This window comes from Streptomyces sp. NPDC047085 (genome assembly GCF_040643735.1).
Classification (GTDB): domain Bacteria; phylum Actinomycetota; class Actinomycetes; order Streptomycetales; family Streptomycetaceae; genus Streptomyces.
The window spans coordinates 308569-326545 of sequence record NZ_JBEYUW010000008.1 but is presented as its reverse complement, the minus strand read 5'-3'; the positions used below and the strand labels follow the sequence as shown (position 1 = coordinate 326545).

The 17977-nt window shown below is 69.6% G+C and carries 14 protein-coding genes, 1 pseudogene and 1 riboswitch; of the genes and pseudogenes, 9 read left to right on the top strand and 6 right to left on the bottom strand.

The features are described from left to right. The first annotated feature begins 261 nt into the window (after positions 1-261). From ABZ865_RS26890 to ABZ865_RS26875, 4 genes are read left to right on the top strand one after another with little or no spacing between them, the layout of a single operon-like run. Positions 262-723, top strand: a complete 462-nt coding sequence (locus tag ABZ865_RS26890; RefSeq protein WP_361235475.1) for a hypothetical protein — start codon at positions 262-264, stop codon at positions 721-723. Beyond that, positions 720-1373, top strand: a complete 654-nt coding sequence (locus ABZ865_RS26885) for a hypothetical protein (protein ID WP_361235472.1) — start codon at positions 720-722, stop codon at positions 1371-1373. Before ABZ865_RS26890 ends, ABZ865_RS26885 begins: the two co-directional genes overlap by 4 nt. 2 nt (positions 1374-1375) lie before the next feature. Further along, complete coding sequence (locus ABZ865_RS26880) at positions 1376-6082, top strand: putative T7SS-secreted protein (protein WP_361235338.1); 4707 nt, start codon at positions 1376-1378, stop codon at positions 6080-6082. Between the two features lie 7 nt (positions 6083-6089). Beyond that, the gene (locus ABZ865_RS26875; protein WP_361235335.1) at positions 6090-6485 is read left to right on the top strand and encodes an immunity 7 family protein; all 396 of its coding nucleotides are present in this window, start codon (positions 6090-6092) and stop codon (positions 6483-6485) included. Between the two features lie 126 nt (positions 6486-6611). Here ABZ865_RS26875 and ABZ865_RS26870 read toward each other — a convergent pair. The 6 genes and pseudogenes from ABZ865_RS26870 to gcvT form a co-directional block, all read right to left on the bottom strand. Further along, positions 6612-7003 (bottom strand): annotated as a pseudogene (locus ABZ865_RS26870) (PIN domain-containing protein). Then, complete coding sequence (locus ABZ865_RS26865) at positions 7000-7203, bottom strand: hypothetical protein (RefSeq protein ID WP_361235469.1); 204 nt, start codon at positions 7201-7203, stop codon at positions 7000-7002. The pseudogene ABZ865_RS26870 and the gene ABZ865_RS26865 overlap by 4 nt, the downstream one beginning before the upstream one ends. A 152-nt stretch (positions 7204-7355) precedes the next feature. Beyond that, positions 7356-8723 carry an L-serine ammonia-lyase gene (locus tag ABZ865_RS26860; RefSeq protein ID WP_361235332.1) on the bottom strand — a complete coding sequence of 456 codons (1368 nt, stop codon included), beginning with the start codon at positions 8721-8723 and terminating at the stop codon, positions 7356-7358. Between the two features lie 123 nt (positions 8724-8846). Further along, the gene (gene glyA, locus ABZ865_RS26855; RefSeq protein WP_361235329.1) at positions 8847-10112 is read right to left on the bottom strand and encodes a serine hydroxymethyltransferase; all 1266 of its coding nucleotides are present in this window, start codon (positions 10110-10112) and stop codon (positions 8847-8849) included. 14 nt (positions 10113-10126) lie between these two features. Beyond that, positions 10127-10507 carry a glycine cleavage system protein GcvH gene (gene gcvH, locus ABZ865_RS26850; protein WP_361235326.1) on the bottom strand — a complete coding sequence of 127 codons (381 nt, stop codon included), beginning with the start codon at positions 10505-10507 and terminating at the stop codon, positions 10127-10129. A gap of 165 nt (positions 10508-10672) precedes the next feature. Further along, a complete protein-coding gene (gene gcvT, locus ABZ865_RS26845; protein ID WP_361235323.1) occupies positions 10673-11800 on the bottom strand; it encodes a glycine cleavage system aminomethyltransferase GcvT in 1128 nt (375 codons plus the stop codon). A 162-nt stretch (positions 11801-11962) separates the two neighbouring features. Then, a riboswitch (glycine riboswitch) is annotated at positions 11963-12060 on the bottom strand. A 173-nt stretch (positions 12061-12233) separates the two neighbouring features. Here gcvT and ABZ865_RS26840 point away from each other — a divergent pair. The 5 genes from ABZ865_RS26840 (at position 12234) to ABZ865_RS26820 (ending at position 17919) form a co-directional block, all read left to right on the top strand. Continuing rightward, positions 12234-12920 carry an AAA family ATPase gene (locus tag ABZ865_RS26840; RefSeq protein WP_361235466.1) on the top strand — a complete coding sequence of 229 codons (687 nt, stop codon included), beginning with the start codon at positions 12234-12236 and terminating at the stop codon, positions 12918-12920. A gap of 65 nt (positions 12921-12985) precedes the next feature. Beyond that, positions 12986-13777 (top strand): enhanced serine sensitivity protein SseB, encoded by a 792-nt coding sequence (locus ABZ865_RS26835; protein ID WP_361235321.1) that lies wholly within the window; start codon positions 12986-12988, stop codon positions 13775-13777. 189 nt (positions 13778-13966) lie between these two features. Then, positions 13967-14767 carry an enhanced serine sensitivity protein SseB C-terminal domain-containing protein gene (locus ABZ865_RS26830; protein WP_361235318.1) on the top strand — a complete coding sequence of 267 codons (801 nt, stop codon included), beginning with the start codon at positions 13967-13969 and terminating at the stop codon, positions 14765-14767. 372 nt (positions 14768-15139) lie between these two features. Beyond that, complete coding sequence (locus ABZ865_RS26825) at positions 15140-16138, top strand: ABC transporter permease (RefSeq protein ID WP_361235315.1); 999 nt, start codon at positions 15140-15142, stop codon at positions 16136-16138. Positions 16139-16167: 29 nt separating this feature from the next. Beyond that, positions 16168-17919 carry an ABC transporter substrate-binding protein gene (locus tag ABZ865_RS26820; protein WP_361235313.1) on the top strand — a complete coding sequence of 584 codons (1752 nt, stop codon included), beginning with the start codon at positions 16168-16170 and terminating at the stop codon, positions 17917-17919. The last annotated feature ends 58 nt before the right edge of the window (positions 17920-17977 follow it).

The following is a 17977-nucleotide window of genomic DNA, read 5'->3' as shown; positions in this document are numbered from 1 at the left end:
CGCGCCGTCTCCTTGTACTTCACGGATATGTCGGCTGCTTTTGATCACGGCTCTGACCTGCGAACTTGGTACGGCAGACGCGACTTTCGCCAGGGCGGGGACTTTTGAGGGACTTCTTGGCGACGGCTACCTGCAAGATATCCGACGGCACACTCCACGTGGCCTTGCGAGGGCACCAGGACCGGGAAGCGCCTGTCCCTCGAACGCGTGTTGTCCTACGGTGCTGGGGAGCATCAGGGCATCGACGGGGCGGAGATCGTGGTGGGTAACGAGGCCACGCTTGTGGAGCGTATCGCCGAGAGGCGGGCCGGGACGGGGGATCCACGGGCGCTGGTGGGTGTGTTGCGGCGGGCGTTGCTGCTCGTGCCGCTCGACGGTGGCGGCCTGTCGACGGCGCACTTCGGCGGGGTCCGCTGGATCTGTGCCTTCACCAACGAGAATTCGCTCGCCCGGTTCGTGAGTCGACATGGCCCTGGCGGCCGGGAGTGGGAATACGCCGAACTGCTGGGGGCCAGGTTGCTCGACGAGATCGTGCCGGCGATGGCGGAGCCGGCCGGCATCGCTGTCGACGTGGCTGACGAGGACGGGTCGATGCTCTTCCCGCCTGTCGTGGGAATCGTGCCCGAAGCCGTAGCGGTGGACGCCGAGGCCGAAGGGCCGGGGGCGGGCGCCGCGCCGCCCGCGGTCACGGGGGTTCCCCACGCAGGGAGGGGTGTGCACTGATGGGCGACAGCGCCAAGGATCTGCACGTCGACGAGTTCAGCGTGCGCCGGCTCACTCAGGGGTTGCGTGACGCCGTCGGGGAACTCAAGGACGTGGGCTCCGCCACGGGCGCCGTCCTCGGCAAGGGGTTCTCCGACTTGGCGATGACCGGTATGGAGGCCGGCCATCATGGTCTGTCCGTTGACTTCGAAGACTACTGCGAGCGGTGGGAGTGGGGCGTCCGGGCGCTCATTCAGGACGCCAACGCCATCGCCGCGAAGCTTGGGCTGGCGGCCGGTGTGCTGTGGGAGGAGGACCAGTACGTCGGGACCGCCCTGAAGGTCGGCGTGAACGCCCTGGCCGGCGGCAATCCGCACGCCTCCGAGGAGGAGATCGGACAGCAGAGCTGGGGCGATGTGTTCACCCCTGACTGGATCCACCCGGACTACAGCCCGGAATCCTTCCAACGGGCCGGTGACAACGTCGAGCAGACGTGGAAGGACACCGGGCGCGCCCTGGTGACCGAGGGTCGCGGTGGGCAACAGGCCCGGATGCTCAACGACTGGCTTGGTGTCGACCAGAAGGACTTCGACCGGGCGGTGGACGACACCTTCGGGCCCTCACCCGAGGAACGCGCAGCCCAGCAGCAGGAGCACAACGGGGGTAACTAGCCGTGGGAATCGGCGACTTCATCAGCGACATCACGCCCGACTCCGTGGAGGACGCGGTCGAGGGCGCCACCGAATGGGTCGGCAACCGCGTCGAGGATGCCGGCAACTGGACCGCTGACCGGCTCGACGATGTCGGCTGGGAGTCCGGCGGGGACTGGGTGCGCGAGAAGTCGCGCTCGGTGGCCAACCGCATGGGCGCCGAGGTCGACGAGATGGACCTCGGGCAGACCGAGGACAAGACGAAGCTGATCTACGGCAGCCCTGGCAAACTCCGCTCGACCGCCACCCATCTGCGGGCTTTCCAGAAGGCGTTCAACGACGTCGGCCTCGGCCTGGAGGGCCTGGACTCGGACTCGTTGAAGGGCCGGGCGGCGGACGCCTTCCGAGGAGCGGTGAAGGTTCAGCCGCCCAAGTGGTACAAGGGCGCAGACGCCTTCGAGGACGCCGCCAAGGCGCTGGAGGCGTTCGCCGATACCGTCACCTGGGCGCAAGGACAGGCGCAGCAGGCCATCGACAAGTGGAAGGAGGGCACGAAGGCGTCGGAGGACGCCGCCGACGCGCACAAGAAGAAGGTCGACGACTACAACAAGGCCGTCGACCGGTACAACGCGCAGCCCGCCGACAAGCGCGACCCCTCGCAGCTGCCTCCGAAACCGGGCCAGACGTTTCCGGATCCCGGCGAGAGCCTGCGCAAGGAAGCGCAGGACATCCTCACCGAGGCACGCCGACAGCGCAACGGCGCCGCCGAGACCGCCCGCTCCTCCATCACGCACGCCCGCGACGCCGCCCCGCCGAAACCGTCCTACGCCGAACAGGCCGGCGACGGCCTGGACGAGCTGGAAATCATGAAGACGCACTTCGGCGGCGGCATCATCAAGGGCACCGCAGGGATCGTCAACTTCGTCAGGGGCCTCGACCCCATGGACCCGTACAACCTCACCCACCCGGCCGAGTACGCGATGTCGCTCAACAGCACGGCGGCGGGCATCGTTCAGGTGGCCAACGACCCCTGGGGCGCCGGCAAGCAGATGCTGAGCGACTTCATGAAGGACCCCGCCGAGGGATTCGGCCGACTGATGCCCGACGTCGCCCTCACCGTTGCCACCGGAGGCGCGGGCGCCGGCGTGAAGGGCGCGCGGGCCGCCGAGGAGCTGGCCGACGCGGCCAACGCGGCCCGACGCGCCGAAGGGCTGGAGGACGCCGGGTCCGGGGCGCGACGCGCGGAGAACCCTGCCGAGCCGAGCCGCCCACCGAAGGTCAAGTGCTCCGGCCGTGAGCCGGTCGACTTCGCCACGGGCCGCATGTTCCTGCCGCAGGTGGACGTCTCCTTGCCCGGCTCACTGCCACTGGACTTCCGACGCGACTTCGAGTCCTCCTATCGGGCCGGCCACTGGTTCGGGCCCACCTGGTCCTCGACGATCGACCAGCGGCTGACAGTGGACGCGATCGGCGTCGTCTTCCACGGTGAGGACAACCTGCTGCTGTCCTACCCGCACCCGGCGCCCGGCGTTCCGGTCCTGCCGGAGGCGGGCCCGCGTCTCCCGTTGGAGCGTCACGCGGACGGCGGTTACGCCCTCACCGATCCGGAAGCCGGTCTGGTCCGCCACTTCCTCGCCCCGCCCGGCGCCGAACCGGGGGGCGACGGCACGGCCCCGCTCGCCGAGATCACCGACCGTTGCGGCCGTACCATCACGGCTGAGTACGACGAGCAGGGCATCCCGCTCGCCCTCACCCGATCCGGTGGCCACCGCATCGAGTTCACGGTGGAGAACCACCGGATCACGGCTCTGCGCGTCGCTGGTACGGACCTGGTCCGCTATCGCTACCAGGACGGCCACCTCGCCGAGGTGATCAAGTCCTCCGGCGTACCCACCCGGTTCGAGTACGACACCGAGGGCCGTGTTCTCGCCTGGACCGACACCAACGGTTCGCGCTACACGTTTGTCTACGACGACCAGGACCGATGCGTCAGCCAGACCGGCGTCGAAGGGCACCTGGCCTCCGAGTTCCACTACAGCGAACCGCACCCCGACACCGGCCTGCGCACCACCACCGTCACCGACTCCCTCGGCCACACCTGGCGTTACACCGTCAATCACCGCCTCCAGGTGATCGCCGAGACCGATCCCACAGGTGCGACGACCCGCACCGCTCAGGACCGCTACAACCGTGTGCTGTCGCGCACTGGCCCCCTCGGCGCGCGTACGGAGTTCGCATACGACGACGCGGGCCGGCTCGTGAGCATCACCCGCCCCGACGGCAGCGTGCAGCGGGCGTCGTACGACGGCCTGGGTATGCCGGTCGAGCTCGACCTGCCGGGTGGCGTCCGCTGGCGCCAGGAGTTCGACGAGTGCGGTCGGCGTACCTCGGTCACCGACCCGGCGGGCCGCACCACTCGGTATACGTACGACGAGCGAGGCCACCTCGCCTCGGTGACCGATCCCATGGGAGCCGTCACCCACCTGCGCTACGACGCGGCGGGGCTCCTGCTGGAACGCAGGGATCCGGTCGGTGGGGTGACGGCCTACCGCCGTGACGTCTTGGGCCGCATAGTCGAACGCACCGGCCCCGGCGACGACTCCACGTACTACGACTGGACACCCGAGGGCCACCCCACCCGCGTCACCCACCCCGACGGCAGCACCGAGCAGTGGACGTACGACGGGGAGGGCAACTGTCTCTCCCACACCGACGCCATGGACGCCACCACCCGTTTCGAGTACACCCACTTCGACCTGCTCACCGCCCGCACCGACCCCGATGGCACCCGCCACGAATTCGCCCACGACACCGAGCTGCGCCTGACCTCGGTCACCAACTCCTGTGGTCTGCGTTGGGGCTACCAGTACGATGCGGCGGGCCGACTGGTCGAGGAGACCGACTTCGACGGGCGTACCACCCGCTACGAGGTCGACCCGCTCGGCAACGTCTCCTCACGGACCACGCCGCTGGGGGCGACCATCCGCTACGAGCGGGATGTGATGGGCAGGGTGGTTGCCAAGGACGCGGCGGGCGCCGTCACCTCCTACACGTACGACCCGGCCGGACGTCTCCTGCAGGCCCTCGGCCCTGACGGGGAACTCACCTACCAGTACGACCGGTCCGGTCGCGTGAAGACGGAGCTGTCCGACGGCCGTCCCCTCACGTTCGCGTACGACGCGGCCGGTCGCCGCACTCGGAGGGTCACCCCCGGCGGGCAGGTGACCGAGTACGCGCACGACGCCGCCGGACGCACCGCCCTACTGACGACAGGCGGACACAAGGTCACGTTCACCCGCGACGTGGCCGGTCAGGAGCTGTCCCGTAACTTCGGCGAGGCGCTCACACTCCGCTCGAGCTGGGACGAGGCGGGGAGGATCACCGGGCAGGAGGTCGCCCACGGTGACCGGAGTGTCAGCCGCCGCAGGTACACCTACGACGGCAGCGGCCACTTGGTCGGCATGGACGACACCCTGCGCGGCCCTCGCCGCTTCGCTCTCGACCTGGTCGGCAGGGTCACCGCTGTCGCCGCCGAGCAGTGGAGCGAGACGTACGCCTACGGCCGCGCGGGCGGCGGGACGACGGAGGCGCGCTGGCCCGACGTGCACGCGGGTGCCGACGCACAAGGGGAGCGGGTGTACGAGGGCACCCGGGTCATGGGTGCCGGTGCCAACCGGTACTTCTACGACCAGGCGGGACGGCTGGTCCGCCGCACGCGGACCAGGCTGTCCCGCAAGCCCGACACGTGGCACTACACCTACGACGCCGAAGACCGGCTGACTTCCGTCACCACGCCCGACGGCACAGTCTGGCGGTACCGCTACGACCCGCTGGGCCGCCGCACCTCAAAGGAGAGGCTGTCAGCCGAGGGCGATCGGGTCGTCGAGCGCACGGAGTTCGTCTGGGACGGCCCTGTCCTGGCCGAGCAGTCCACGGCTGCCACCGGACAGGTGCCCCACCGCACCACCCTCACTTGGGACTACGACGGTCTGGCGCCCGTCGCCCAGACCGAGCGGCTCATCGACGCGGCCACGCAGGACGAGATCGACGCCCGCTTCTTCGCCGTTGCCACCGACCTGATCGGCACACCCACCGAACTCATCGACGAACAAGGCCGCATCGCCTGGCACAGTCGCACCACGTTGTGGGGCGTCACCACGTGGAACGCGAACGCGACCGCGTACACCCCCCTGCGCTTCCCCGGCCAGTACTTCGACCCCGAGACCGGCCTCCACTACAACCACCACCGCTACTACGACCCGTACACCGCGCGCTACGTCACCCCCGACCCACTCGGTCTGGCGCCGGCCCCCGACCCGGCTGGCTACGTGCACAACCCGCACACCACCAGCGACCCACTCGGCCTCGCGCCGTACGAGAACAACGGTGGCCTAGGCAGTCTCGTCAAGGTCAACAAGCCCGACCCCGCCGCCGACGCCCTGGCCGAGCGGCTCGGCGGCGAGTCCCGGGTCAAGTTCGAGCACGACCCGAAGGGGCGGGAGATCGATGCGATCAGCGACGACTATGTGGCTCAGTCAAAACCAGGGGGTATGCAGATGGGCAGCGCCCTCAGAAACCAGGCAAAAGCCACATTCGAGTACGCGATACAGTCCGGCCGCACCCCCTACTTCCACTTCGATGGCGAGCCGGGGCCGGGAGTGATCGCGAAGCTCCAGGAGTATGGCAGGCGATACGGGATCGAGCCCGTGATCGACACGAAACCCCTGTGAGAGGCACATGTACGAGTTCCATGGCTGGTTCGGCATCGCCGAGTCCACCGAAGAGGCAGATGCGGGAACCCTTGAGGAGGGCCTGGCCGAACTGCAGGCGGCCATTGACCGCATCGACTGGGCGACCGGCGAGGTGACGCTGAACGTCCACAACGGCGAATACTTCGTGCGCACCGACGGTCTGGTGAACCGGCGCCGCGACGAGGCCGAGGAACTGGACGCCCTGATCCATTTCATCGCCCGCCGTTTCCCCGGCTCCTGGGGCCTGCTCTACGAACGCTCCGCCGACATGGACCACCCGCCGGGCCCCGGCGCCTTCCGCGTCCGCGTCATGGCCAGGGGCGAAGTACAGGAACGGCTCGACCCGTTCCTGTCACCGTGCCGCCCGGTCATCGAGGACTGACGGCCCAAGGCTGGGCACGACGCTGCGGAGTGCACGGTGAGGCTCGTCTTCACCAGGACACGCGTGCCGTAACCCGTTTCCGGATTCACATCGCCTGCAGCCGATGTCAGCCCGGCTCGCACTGCCTCAGACCTTGATCACATGGATGCCGGTACCGCACAGCGTGCGGAGGTCCTCCGGATCCGAGGTCAGGACGGTCGCTGGGGCGGGTGAGGAGAGTGCGGCGGCGGCGACAATGGCGTCAAGGGCGTATTTGTGGCCGTGTAGTCCGGCTGCGGCGAGGAGTTGCCGGCGTGGCGGGCGATGACTTCGGTGGGCGGGATGATGTTCACGCGTGAGAAGGCGTAGTCGAAGCGGGCCTGGTTGATCTTGGGGTCGCGGGCTTCGACGAGAGTGACGGAGCTGGTGACGACGCGGATGTCCTCCGCCTCGGCGGCGGCCAGCCACTCGGTGAGTTCGGATGTGCGTCGTACAAGTTTGGACAGGCCCTCGCAGTCCAGGACGAGAGTGCCGCTCACGCGGCGTCCGCCGAGCCTGCGTTGTCACCGCGCAAGACGGCTCGCTTCGCCTCGACCGCTGCCTGGTCCACGGGGCCGTGTTCGGCTTCCGCGTCTTCGATGAGTTCGCGCAGCCGGTCGCGCTCCAGCTGGCGCTGGATCAGGGCTTCGACGTAGGCGGACATGCCTCGCTTGCCGGTACGTGCTCTGAGGGCTGTGATGGTGCCTTCGTGGAGCGAGACGGAGACCGGGCGGACGGGCCCTTCGCCGGGAGCCGGGGTCTCATGGACATTCCGGGGACTTTCCGCCGCGTAAGCAGGGAAGGCCCAGACAGCGCTGAAAGACACGAACGCGCTGGTCAGGGCCAGTTCCCTCAGCACTCGATGATGTTCACCGCAAGCCCGCCCCGGGCCGTCTCCTTGTACTTGACGCTCATGTCCGCGCCCGTGTCCTTCATGGTCTTGATGACCTTGTCGAGGGACACCTTGTGGGAGCCGTCGCCGCGCATGGCCATCTTCGCGGCCGTGACGGCCTTCACCGCGGCCATGCCGTTGCGCTCGATGCACGGGATCTGGACGAGGCCGCCGACCGGGTCGCAGGTGAGGCCGAGGTTGTGCTCCATGCCGATCTCGGCGGCGTTCTCGACCTGCTCCGGGCTGCCGCCCAGGACCTCGGCCAGGGCGCCCGCGGCCATGGAGCAGGCGGAGCCGACCTCGCCCTGGCAGCCGACCTCGGCGCCGGAGATGGAGGCGTTCTCCTTGAAGAGCATGCCGATCGCGCCGGCGGCCAGCAGGAAGCGGACCACGCCGTCCTCGTCGGCGCCGGGCACGAAGTTGATGTAGTAGTGCAGGACCGCGGGGATGATGCCGGCCGCGCCGTTCGTGGGGGCGGTGACGACCCGGCCGCCGGCCGCGTTCTCCTCGTTCACCGCCATCGCGTAGAGCGTGATCCACTCCATGGCGTGCGCCAACGGGTCGCCCTCGGCGCGCAGCTGGCGGGCGGAGACGGCCGCGCGGCGGCGGACCTTGAGGCCGCCGGGCAGGATGCCCTCGCGGGAGATGCCGCGGCTCACGCACTCGCGCATCACGCGCCAGATCTCCAGCAGGCCGGCCCGGATCTCCTCCTCGGTGCGCCAGGCCCGCTCGTTCTCCAGCATCAGGGAGGAGATCGACAGACCGGTCTCCTTCGTGAGGCGGAGCAGCTCGTCGCCGGTGCGGAAGGGGTACTTCAGGACCGTGTCGTCCAGCACGATCCGGTCCGCGCCGACCGCGTCCTCGTCCACGACGAAGCCGCCGCCGACCGAGTAGTACGTCTTCGTGGACAGCTCCGTGCCCGCGGCGTCGTACGCCCAGACCGTCATGCCGTTGGCGTGGTACGGGAGCGCCTTGCGGCGGTGCAGGACGAGGTCGTCGTCGAAGGAGAACGGGATCTCGTGCTCGCCGAGGAGGCTGATGCGGCCGGCGTCCTTGATCGCCTGCACCCGCTCGTCGGCGGTCTCCACGTCGACCGTGCGCGGCGAGGCGCCCTCCAGGCCGAGCAGGACCGCCTTCGGGGTGCCGTGGCCGTGGCCGGTCGCGCCGAGCGAGCCGTACAGCTCGCAGCGCACGGACGCGACGGAGCCGAGCAGGCCCTCGTTGCGGAGCCGGCGGGCGAACATGCGTGCCGCGCGCATCGGGCCGACCGTGTGGGAGCTGGACGGGCCGATGCCGATCGAGAACAGGTCGAAGACCGAGATGGCCACGGGTGACTCCTCAATACGGGGTGGTGCAGCGGGTCGGCACCGCGCACACCTTCCGGTGTCCTTCCAGTGTGCGCGGTGCCGGGTGAAACGGGTCGTGCCGGGACTTACTTGTTCAGGCCCGACTTACTTGTTCAGGCCCGGGTACAGCGGGTGCTTGTCGGCCAGGGCCTTGACCCGGGCCTTCAGGCCTTCCGCGTCGTACGAGGGCTTCAGCGCCTCGGCGATCACGTCCGCGACCTCGGCGAAGTCCTCGGCCGTGAAGCCGCGGGTCGCGAGGGCCGGGGTGCCGATCCGCAGGCCGGAGGTCACCATCGGCGGGCGCGGGTCGTTCGGGACCGCGTTGCGGTTGACGGTGATGCCGACCTCGTGGAGGCGGTCCTCGGCCTGCTGGCCGTCCAGCTCGGACGCGCGCAGGTCGACCAGGATCAGGTGGACGTCCGTCCCGCCGGACAGGACGTTCACCCCGGCCTCACGGGCGTCGGCCGCCGTCAGGCGCTCGGCGAGGATCCGCGCGCCCTCGACCGTGCGGCGCTGGCGCTCCTTGAAGTCCTCGCTCGCCGCGACCTTGAAGGAGACCGCCTTCGCCGCGATCACGTGCTCCAGGGGGCCGCCCTGGAAGCCCGGGAACACGGACGAGTTCAGCTTCTTCGCGAAGTCCTTCTTGGCGAGGATGATGCCGCCGCGCGGGCCGCCGAGGGTCTTGTGGGTCGTGGAGGTGACCACGTCCGCGTGCTCGACCGGGTTCGGGTGGAGACCGGCGGCGACCAGGCCGGCGAAGTGCGCCATGTCGACCCACAGGTACGCCTCGACCTCGTCGGCGATCCGGCGGAACTCGGCGAAGTCCAGCTGCCGCGGGTACGCCGACCAGCCCGCGATGATCACCTTGGGGCGGTGCTCCTTGGCGAGGCGCTCGACCTCGGCCATGTCGACCAGGCCGGTCTCGGAGTCCACGTGGTAGGCGACCACGTTGAACTGCTTGCCGGAGAAGTTCAGCCGCATCCCGTGGGTCAGGTGGCCGCCGTGCGCCAGGTCCAGGCCGAGGATGGTGTCCCCGGGCTGGGCCAGCGCGAACAGCGCCGCCTGGTTGGCGGAGGCGCCGGAGTGGGGCTGCACGTTGGCGTACTCGGCGCCGAACAGCTCCTTGATCCGGTCGATGGCGATCTGCTCGGCGACGTCGACGTGCTCGCAGCCGCCGTAGTAGCGGCGGCCCGGGTAGCCCTCGGCGTACTTGTTGGTCAGGACCGAACCCTGGGCCTCCATCACCGCGAGCGGCGCGAAGTTCTCGGAGGCGATCATCTCCAGCGTCGACTGCTGGCGGACCAGCTCGGCGTCGACCGCGGCGGCGACCTCCGGGTCCAGCTCGTGCAGGGGGGTGTTCAGGACAGTCATACGGCTACGACTCCTCAGCCGGCGATCTCGGCGGTGTACTCGTCGGCGGAGAGCAGGTCCTTCGGCTCCTCCGCGACACGCACCTTGAACAGCCAGCCGCCCTCGAAGGGGGCGGAGTTCACCAGCGCCGGGTCGTCGACGACGTCCTGGTTGGCCTCGACGACCTCGCCGGTGACCGGCGAGTACAGGTCGGAGACGGACTTGGTCGACTCCAGCTCGCCGCAGGTCTCGCCCGCGGTCACCGTGTCACCGACCTCGGGGAGCTGGGCGTAGACGACGTCACCGAGCGCGTTGGCCGCGAACTCGGTGATGCCGACCGTCGCGACGCCGTTCTCGTCGGCGGCCGACAGCCACTCGTGCTCCTTGCTGTAGCGCAGCTGCTGCGGGTTGCTCATGGCCTGAATTCTCCTGTACGCGGGAAAGTGCTGATCGACGGGGGAGTGCTGAAACTGCTGGTGAGCAGGCGATATGTGGGCAGGGTCACGTGATCGTCACGGACCGGGCCGCCCCGGCCTGCCGGCGCTGTGATCAGTGTCTACTTCTGACGCCTGTAGAAGTGTCTACTTCTGACGCTTGTAGAAGGGCAGCGCCACGACCTCGTACGGCTCATGGCTGCCCCGGATGTCCACACCGACGCCCTCGGTGCCCGGCGCCGCGTGCGCGGCGTCGACGTAGGCCATGGCGATCGGCTTGCCCAGGGTGGGGGAGGGGGCGCCGGAGGTGACCTCGCCGATCACCTCGCCGCCCGCGACGACGGAGTACCCGGCGCGCGGCACCCGGCGGCCCTCGGCGATCAGGCCGACCAGGACGCGCGGCGGGTTCTGCTCGGCCCGGGCGGCGGCCTCGGTGAGCGCCTCGCGGCCGACGAAGTCGCCCTCCTTCTCGAACTTCACCACGCGGCCGAGCCCGGCGTCGAACGGGGTCAGCGAGGTGGTCAGCTCGTGCCCGTACAGCGGCATGCCCGCCTCCAGGCGCAGGGTGTCCCGGCAGGACAGGCCGCACGGCACCAGGCCGACGCCCTCGCCGGCCTTGGTCAGCGCCTGCCACAGCTCCACGGCGTGCTCGGGCTTCACGAACAGCTCGAAGCCGTCCTCGCCGGTGTAGCCGGTGCGGGCGATCAGCGCCGGGACACCGGCGACGGTGCCGGGCAGGCCCGCGTAGTACTTCAGGCCGTCCAGGTCGGCGTCCGTGAGGGACTTCAGGATGCCAGGGGACTCGGGGCCCTGGACCGCGATCAGCGCGTACGCGTCACGGTCGTCACGCACCTCGGCGTCGAAGCCCTCGGCGCGCTCGGTCAGCGCGTCGAGGACGACCTGGGCGTTGGAGGCGTTGGCGACGACCATGTACTCGGTCTCGGCCAGCCGGTAGACGATCAGGTCGTCCAGGATGCCGCCGTCGGCCTGGCAGATCATGGTGTAGCGGGCGCGGCCGACGCCGACGGAGGCGATGTTGCCGACGAGGGCGAAGTTCAGGAAGGCGGCGGCCTGCGGGCCGGTGACCGTGATCTCACCCATGTGCGAGAGGTCGAAGAGCCCGGCCTTGGTGCGCACGGCGAGGTGCTCGTCGCGCTCGGAGCCGTAGCGCAGCGGCATGTCCCAGCCGGCGAAGTCGGTCATCGTCGCTCCGAGCGAGCGATGCAGCGCGTCCAGCGCGGTGTGACGCAGCTCAGTGGGTTCGGTACTGCTCATCGGACGGTCGTCTCCCAAGGCAATGACGGGCGAGGTCTTTCCTCCCCATCTGTCATCGGAACCTGAGAGGTTCGCCATGACCACCGACTTGGAAAAAGTCGCAGGTCACGGCTTGCACCTTGGGTGGAGCCACTGACACAGCGGCCCGCTTTTCAGATGTGCCTCGCCCGCGCGGTAACGGGGCCTGAGAGATTCAAGGGAGGGACTTGCTCCTTCGGCGTCCCAGCGAAGGCTGCTGGGAACTCTCCCGCGCGGATTCAAGCGGCCGGTATGCAGTTGGCGGGCACATCATTGCACGCCGCGCCCCCACCCGTCAGGGCCGCATCTGTAACCGAGCTGTGGCAGTACGCGCACCCAACCACTGGACAGCGCGCATTACCTTCTCTTTACATTCAAAGGGCAAGGGATCCCCCGAGGCCCCCAGGGGAGGACGATCACGGTGAACAGGACCACGGCGTACGCCACCACCACCGGCATCGCGGTGCCGCAGCAGCCCTCCGCCCCCGCCCGCACCGGCGCCCGCGCGCGCCGCGCCGACCGTCCGGCCCCGGTCGTCCGCGACCTGCGCGACCGCGCCGGCCAGGGCCCCCGCGCCCTGTGCTTCGGCCCGCAGGACCTGGTGGTGATCACCGGCCTGCCCGGCAGCGGGAAGTCCACCCTGATGCGCCGCGCGGTCCCCGGCCGGCGCGTCGACTCCCAGGACACCCGCGAGCGCTGGGACGCCCGTGCGCCCCGCTTCCTCCCCTACGCGCTCTACCGCCCCCTGGTCCGCCTCGCCCACTACGCCGGGCTGCGCCGCGCCCTCGCCACCGGGGAGGGAGTGGTCGTGCACGACTGCGGCACCCAGGCCTGGGTGCGCTCCTGGATGGCCCGCGAGGCCCGCCGCCGCGGCGGCACCCTGCACCTGCTCCTCCTCGACGTCACCCCCGCCACCGCCCGGGAGGGCCAGCGCGAGCGCGGCCGGGGCGTCTCCCGGTACGCCTTCGGCCGTCACCGCCGCACGACCGCCCGGCTGCTGCGCGGGGTGCAGCGGGGCGAGCTGCCCGCCGGCTGCGGCTCCGCGGTGCTGCTGGACCGCGCGGCGGCGGACGCCCTGCAGCGGATCGTGTTCACGGGCTGAGGGGTTGCCACCGCCACCGGATAGCCTTTGGCCCCACAGCATGGTTCCCAGCAGGCGGTAGGCACATGGACTTCCCGGCGGACGTTCCCGCGGACTTCCCGGCACAGGCGCATCCCCACCCGCACGGCGGTTGGCCCGGCAACGAGCTGGAGGAGGTGCTGTCGGCCTCCCTGGGCATCCCCTCCGCGGGCGGTCGGATCGTCGAGGTCCTCGGCCGCAGCTTCGTCTGGGTCCCGCTGCCCAATGGCGGCGGCCCGGACAGTGGCACGCTGGACCTGCCCACCCTGGACCTCGACGGCCAGGCGTACGTGCCGGTCTTCAGCTCCGAGGAGCAGCTGCGCCACGTGGCCGGCCCCCACATGTCGTTCACCGTCGCCCCCGCCGTCGAGTTCGCCCGCGGTCTGCCCCCGCAGGTGGGCATGGCGGTCAACCCGGACGGCGTGGTCGGCCTCCCCCTGCCGCCCGAGGCGGTCGCCGAACTCTGCCGCGCGGGCCGCACCCCGCTGGACGGCCCCGCCACCGGCGGCCGGGTCCGGCTCTTCGAGCCCGACTGGCAGGACGACCCGGTCGACTTCCTCTCCGCCGCCTCCGCCGAGTTCGCCGCGACCGGCGTGGTCCTCACCGCCCGTCGCTGCCTGGCCGCCATCGAGACGGACGACCCCGTGATGTTCGTCGGCGTCGAGCTCACCCAGTACGAGGGCGACATCCGGGCCCTCCCCCTGGAAGCCCTGGGCCGCGCCCTCGGCACCGTCCCCGTCCAGTGGCCGGTCAACCTGGTCCTCCTGGACGTGACGGACGACCCGGTGGCCGAATGGCTCAGGACGAACGTCCGACCCTTCTACGAGTACGGCCACTAGAGGCCGACCCCAGGGGCAGCCGGCCCAGGGGCGCGGGGCTGTGCCCGATATGCGGCTCCGCCGCGTGGGCGCGACAACCCACGATGAAGCCGCAGACGACCGACGGCATTTCGCGGCACGTCCAGCGGAGCGCCCAGGCGCTTAAGCTGTCCCCAAACGAGGGGCACTGAAAAGAGAAGGGCACGACAGGTGAGCGCGAGCCACAGCGGCAGCGTCGAGCACATGCTGCGCCAGGTCACCCCCGGCCGCTACGACGCCTACGAAGCACTGCTGCGCGCCCTCGCCACCCCCTCCTCCGGTCAGATCTGGATGCTCCTGTGGCACGGCCAGGCCGGCTCCCCGGACGCCCAGTACGGGAACATGGAGGTCGGCGGCTTCAGCTACGCCCCGTGCGTGACCTCCGCGCAGGAGCTCTCGGCGAGCGGCTGGAACCGTTCCTACGAGGTGGTCGACGGCCTCGACGTGGCCCGCACCCTCTATCCCGACCACTACGGCCTCTGGCTCAACCCGCACGCCCCGGGCGGCGGTGTCGGCATCCCCTGGCTGGACCTGCGCCGCATCGCCACCGGTCTGGACCGCCAGCCGGCCGGGCCTCTGCGCGTGTCCGAACCCGGCATCGACATCCCGCAGTTCTACGCCCTGCTCGCCCAGAACGCCCACCGCACCCCCGCGCTGCGCTCCCTGCGCCGCGCCTGGGTGCAGCCCGCGCTCGGGGCGCCGTACCTCGTCCTCGGCCTGGACGTGTACGACACCTCCCCGGCGGCGGTCGACTCGGTGCGGGCGATGATGCAGCAGTCCGTCGGCGCCGTACCTGAGGGCCTGCCGGTCTCCACGGTCGCGATGAGTGACGACTACGACCCGGTCGTGATGTGGATGCGCGCCAACTCCCGCCCGTTCTACGACCGTGACGCCCATGCGGCCGGCCCCCAGCCCCAGGAAGGGGCCCCGGCCGCCGGTTACGGCTATCCGCCCGTGCACGGCGCCTACTGAGCCGCGCACCGCGGGCCCGACGAGGCCTTCCCCGCCCGTCCCCGTCCATCGTGATGTCCGTCACATGTGAGGGGGTGTCCCGACCTGGGCGTGTGTGCGCGGGGTTGAGGGCGACGGGCGGGTGGTCACCGGGTGTGACCGGCGCGTCCGGGGGTCGGTTCCGGCCGTTCGGATAACGGAACCCCCATCGCCGTATCACGGTTACGCATACTTTCGCCTTGGACTCTGGCGGGTGATCGCAGCCACGCTGAAGACTCCCCACTCAAGACACACGAGGTGCTCACCTCGTGCTCTTGTGCAAGTCGACAAAGCCGCAAACCTTCGCGGCAGACGCGGGCCGGGCAACAACCGGCTAGAGGGGTCGGGTTACCAGTGACCGCACCGATCGAGACCACCGGGGCAGAGGCCGAGACCCCGCCCGAGGCTGTGCTCGCCGGGGTCAAGAAATCCCAGATCGAAGGGCGTTCGCTCTCACAGATCGCCTGGACCCGGTTCAAGCGGGACAAGCTGGCCGTTGCGGGTGGCGTCGTCGTCATCCTGCTCGTGCTGATGGCGGTGCTCGCCAAGCCGATCGAGTGGGCTTTCGGGCTGGACCCCAACGAGTTCCACCAGAACCTCATCGACCCGGCCCTGCTGGCCCCCAAGGGCAGCTGGGGCGGGATGAGCTGGGACCACCCGCTGGGCGTGGAGCCGCAGTACGGCCGTGACATGCTCGCCCGCATCATCGAGGGCTCCTGGGTCTCGCTGCTGGTCGCCGGCGGCGCCACCCTGCTGTCCGTGGTCATCGGCACCGTGCTCGGCGTCGTCGCCGGCTACTACGGCGGCTGGGTCGACAGCGCCATCAGCCGGCTGATGGACACCTTCCTGGCGTTCCCGCTGCTGCTGTTCGCCATCGCCATCTCGGCCTCGGTGCAGGACGGTTTCTTCGGATTCAACGGGCTGCCGCTACGGATCGGCGTACTGATCTTCGTGATCGGCTTCTTCAGCTGGCCGTACATCGGCCGTATCGTGCGCGCCCAGACGATGAGCCTCGCGCGGCGCGAGTTCGTGGAGGCCGCCACCAGCCTGGGCGCCCGCGGCCCGTACATCCTGTTCCGCGAACTGCTCCCCAACCTCGTCGCGCCGATCCTCGTCTACTCGACGCTGATCATCCCGACGAACATCCTCTTCGAGGCCGCGCTGAGCTTCCTCGGAGTCGGTATCGCACCGCCGCAGGCCTCTTGGGGCGGAATGCTCAGCAACGCCGTGGATCTCTACACAGCGGATCCGCAGTTCATGTTCGTGCCCGGACTGGCGATCTTCATCACCGTCCTGGCATTCAACCTGCTGGGTGACGGGCTGCGTGACGCGCTCGACCCTCGCAGCAAGTGATCCACATCGATCGAGGGGGCATTCCTCACGTGAAGACGAGAAGGGTTACCGCGGCCGTGGCCACGGTCCTGGCGGTCTCGCTCGGCGCTGCCGCGTGCGGCGGCGGTAACGACAGCAAGAACAACGGCAGCGGTGGCGGTAGCGCCGCGAAGGACGCGGCGCTGGACTCCATCGTCAACGCGTCGAGCAAGAAGGGGGGGACGGTCAACCTCGAGGACTCCGACGTTCCCGACTCCCTGGACCCGGGCAACACGTACTACGGCTTCGTGCAGAACTTCTCGCGTCTGTACGCCCGTACGCTGGTCACGTTCAAGCCGGCCGCCGGCAAGGACGGCCTCACGGTCGTCCCGGACCTCGCCGACTCCCTCGGCAAGGCCAGCCCGGACGCCAAGACCTGGACGTACCACCTGCGTTCCGGCCTGAAGTTCGAGGACGGCACGCCGATCACGTCCAAGGACGTCAAGTACGCGATCGAGCGCTCCAACTTCGCGCCCGAGGCCCTGTCCAACGGCCCGACGTACTTCAAGGCGTACCTGAAGGGCGGCGAGAAGTACAAGGGCCCCTACAAGGACAAGAAGGGCCTCGACTCCATCGAGACCCCGGACGACCAGACGATCGTCTTCCACCTGGCCAAGCCTTTCGCCGACTTCGACTACCTGGCGACCTTCTCCCAGACGGCCCCCGTGCCGCAGGCGAAGGACGACGGCGCGAAGTACGTCCAGCACATCGTGTCCTCCGGCCCCTACAAGTTCGCCTCGTACGAGGAGGGCGCCAGCGCCTCCCTCGTCCGTAACCCGAACTGGGACCCGAAGTCGGACCCGATCCGCAAGGCGCTGCCGGACAAGATCAACGTCAAGTTCAAGGTCAACCCGGTCACGGTCGACAACGACCTGCTCGCCGACAAGATCACGGCTGACATCACCGGCGCCGGCGTGCAGCCGCAGACCCAGCCGAAGATCCTGAACGGCAAGTACGCCAAGCAGACGGACAACTCCTACGCGGGCGCCACGGGCTACATGGCCCTGAACCTGCACGTCGCCCCGTTCGACAACGTCCACTGCCGCAAGGCCGTCCAGTGGGCCCTCGACAAGCAGTCGGTCATCGACGCCATGGGTGGCGCGCCGAAGGGCGACGTGGCCACCACGCTGCTGCCGCCGTCGGTCAACGGCTACACCAAGTTCGACACCTACGCCACGGCGGGTCACAAGGGTGACGTGGCCAAGGCCAAGGACGAGCTGAAGCAGTGCGGCAAGCCGAGCGGCTTCTCCACCACGCTGACCGCCCGCGCCGACCGCCCCGCCGAGGTCGCGGCCGCCACGGCCATCCAGAACTCGCTGAAGGCCGCCGGCATCAAGGTCGACATCAAGCAGTTCCCCTCCGGCAAGTACTTCTCCAACTTCGCCGGTGTCCCGAGCTACGTCCACCAGCACAAGCTCGGCATGATGATGATGGCGTGGGGCGCCGACTGGCCGACCGGCTACGGCTTCCTCGACCAGATCATCGACGGTTCGGCCATCAAGCCCTCGGGCGGCAACAACCTGATGGAGCTGAACGACCCGAAGATCAACAAGGCTCTGTCCGACGCCATCGCCAACACCGACTCCGCGGCCCGTACCAAGGCCTGGGGCGACATCGACAAGATGGTCATGGACAACGCCTCGGTCGTCCCGCTGATCTACCGCAAGAACCTGCTGATCAGGCCTACGTCCGCGACCAACGTCACGGTCACGCAGGCGTACCTCGGCATGTACGACTACACGCTGCTGGGCTCCTCGAAGTAACAGCAGGCCGGATACCCCTGAAAGGCAGGTGAAGGCGCCGGGCGGCCGGGACGGACAC